2 protein-coding genes are annotated in these 3,147 nt (G+C 74.2%); both read left to right on the plus strand.

Annotated features, from left to right (window positions below):
* On the plus strand, nt 1-183 hold a 183-nt coding region (locus tag QM626_RS12905; RefSeq protein ID WP_415077359.1), incomplete at its 5' end, for a hypothetical protein.
* Between the two features lie 24 nt (nt 184-207).
* The coding region (gene hrpA / locus QM626_RS12910) for an ATP-dependent RNA helicase HrpA (RefSeq protein WP_415077360.1) at nt 208-3,147 on the plus strand (2,940 nt) is incomplete at its 3' end.

The following is a 3,147-nucleotide window of genomic DNA, read 5'->3' on the forward strand; positions in this document are numbered from 1 at the left end:
ACGGCTCCACCGGCGTCCGTCGGCCCTGTCGTGCCGGCGACCCCGCGGCCGGACCGCTCCCCGCAGGCGCGCGCGCGTCGTGTCCGGCGCCTGCGGCGTCAGCTCGTCGCCCTGCTCGTGCTCTCCGTCCTCGTCATCGGAGGCGCCGCCGTCGGGGTGGTGCTGCTGCTGACGGCGGCATGACTCCCCGGGATAGCATCGAAGGCTGTGTCCGCGCCCGTCCCCGTGATCTCGTACCCGCCGGAGCTGCCCGTCAGCGCCGCCCGGGACGAGATCGCGCGCACCATCGCCGACCACCAGGTCGTGATCGTGGCCGGGGCCACCGGGTCGGGCAAGACGACTCAGCTGCCGAAGATCTGCCTGGAGCTCGGCCGCACCCGCATCGCGCACACCCAGCCGCGCCGGATCGCCGCCCGGTCGGTGGCCGAGCGCATCGCCGAGGAGCTGCAGGTGCCGATCGGCGGCGCGGTCGGATACCGGGTGCGTTTCACCGACAAGGTCTCCGCCCACACGCAGGTCGCGCTCGTGACCGACGGCATCCTGCTGAACGAGATCCATCGCGACCGGCTGCTGACCCGGTACGACACGATCATCATCGACGAGGCCCACGAGCGGTCCCTGAACATCGACTTCCTGCTGGGCTACCTCCGCCGCATCCTGCCGCGCCGGCCCGACCTGAAGGTCATCGTCACCAGCGCCACGATCGACCCGGAGAGCTTCGCCCGGCACTTCGCGGACGCGGAGGGCCGCCCCGCCCCGGTGATCGAGGTCTCCGGCCGCACCTACCCGGTCGAGATCCGCTACCGGCCCCTGGTCGAGCCGATCGAAGGCCCGGGCGGCGACGACGAGGTCGCCGCGATCGTCACGGCGCTGCGCGAGCTCGACCGGGAGCCCGCCGGCGACGTGCTCGTGTTCCTGCCGGGCGAGGCCGAGATCCGGGACGCCGCCGACGCCGTGCGCGGCGCCTACGCGAAGGACGCTGCCCCCACCGAGGTGCTGCCGCTGTACGGGCGGCTGTCCGCCGCCGAGCAGCACCGCGTGTTCGAGCGCTCGACGGTCCCCGGGGTGCGGCGCCGCGTGATCCTCGCCACCAACGTCGCCGAGACGAGCCTGACGGTCCCCGGCATCCGGTACGTGATCGACACCGGCACCGCCCGCATCTCGCGCTACAGCAACCGCACCAAGATCCAGCAGCTGCCGATCGAGGCCGTCTCGCAGGCCTCCGCCGCCCAGCGCGCGGGGCGCGCGGGGCGCACCGCGCCGGGCATCGCGATCCGTCTGTACGCGCAGGACGACTTCGACCGCCGCCCGGAGTTCACCGAGCCGGAGATCCTGCGCACGTCCCTCGCGAGCGTCATCCTGCAGATGCTCGCCCTCGGCTTCGGCGACGTGACGGCGTTCCCGTTCCTCACCCCGCCGGACTCACGGGGCGTCGCCGCCGCCTTCGACCTGCTCACGGAGCTCGGCGCAGTGCGTCGCGAACGAGACGGCGCACGGCTCACCCGCATCGGCCGTGACGTCGCGCGCCTGCCGATCGACCCGCGCTTCGCCCGGATGCTGATCGAGGCGGAGCGCACCGGCGTGACGCGCGACGTGCTCGCGATCGTCGCGGGCCTGTCGATCCAGGATGTGCGCGAGCGCCCGGACGAGGCCCGCGAGCAGGCCGCGGCGTCCCACGCGCGCTTCACCGACCCGACCAGCGACTTCCTCACCCTGCTGAACCTGTGGAACCATCTGCGCGCGCAGCAGGCCGAGCTCGGCTCGGGCGCGTTCCGGCGCCTGTGTCGCGCCGAGTTCCTGAACTACGTGCGCGTGCGCGAGTGGTTCGACGTGCACCGTCAGCTGTCGCTGCTCGTGGGCGCGGCGAGGCAGGACGCCGACGGCCCGACCGCCGACCCCGACGCGATCCACCGGGCGATCCTGTCGGGCCTCCTCTCGCATCTCGGCATCCTCGACGAGCGCGACGCCGCGAGGACGAAGGGCCGGCCGCCGCGCGCCGAGTACCGCGGGGCGCGCGGTGCCCGGTTCGCGATCTTCCCCGGCTCGGCGCTGCGCAAGCGGGCGCCGCACGCCGTCATGGCCGCGGAGCTGGTGGAGACGAGCGCGCTGTTCGCGCGCACCGTCGCCGCGGTCGATCCCGCCTGGGCCGAGGAGCTGGCCGGCGACCTCGCCAAGCGCCAGCTGAGCGACCCGCACTGGTCGAAGGACGCCGGCGCGGCGTCGGCCTATGAGAAGGTCCTGCTGTTCGGGGTCGAGATCATCCCCCGCCGTCGGGTCCAGCTCGCACGGTTCGATCGTCCCCTCGCCCGGGAGCTGTTCCTGCAGCACGCGCTCATCGACGAGGAGTGGGACGCGGCATCCCTGCCGAAGGGACTCACCGCGTTCTCCCGCCGCAACCGCGACCTGCGCCGGCGGCTCGAGAAGCTCGAGGAGCGGGAGCGCCGCCGCGACATCCTCGCCGGAGACGAGGCCGTCTACGGCTTCTACGACGCGCGTGTCCCCGCCGAGGTGTACGACGTGCGGTCGTTCGAGGCGTGGTGGCGGGATGCCGCGTCCCGCACGCCGCGGCTGCTCGACATGGCGGAGGCCGACCTGCTCGAGGGGGCGAGCCGTGCCGACGAGCGCGACTTCCCCGCCCGCTGGCGGCAGGGCGATCAGGTGCTCTCGCTCGCGTACCGGTTCGAGCCGGGTGCGCCCGACGACGGCGTCACGGTCGTCGTGCCGATGGCGCTGCTCGCGCAGCTGCGCCCGGACGGCTTCGACTGGCAGGTGCCCGGCCAGCGCGACGAGCTGATCGCGGGCCTCATCCGCTGCCTGCCGAAGGCGATCCGACGGCACGTGGTGCCCGCGGCCGACTGGGCCTCGCGCTTCGCCGCGGAGCTCGCCGACGCCGGGCCGGAGCATCACGCCGGGCTGCCGGCGGCGACGCTGCGACAGGCGCTGGCCGTCCGCATCCAGCACGTGGCGTCGCAGCCCGTGGCCGCCGCCGACTTCGACCTCGACCGGCTGCCCGGGCATCTGCTGATGTCGTTCCGCGCCGTCGACGAACGCGGCCGCGCCGTCGGAGCCGACCGCGACCTCGCCGCACTGCAGGAGCGGCTGGCGGGCAGGGCGCAGGCCGCCGTCGCCCGCACGCTCAGCCGGTCC

The organism is Microbacterium sp. (genome assembly GCF_047606385.1).
In the GTDB taxonomy this organism is placed as follows: domain Bacteria; phylum Actinomycetota; class Actinomycetes; order Actinomycetales; family Microbacteriaceae; genus Microbacterium.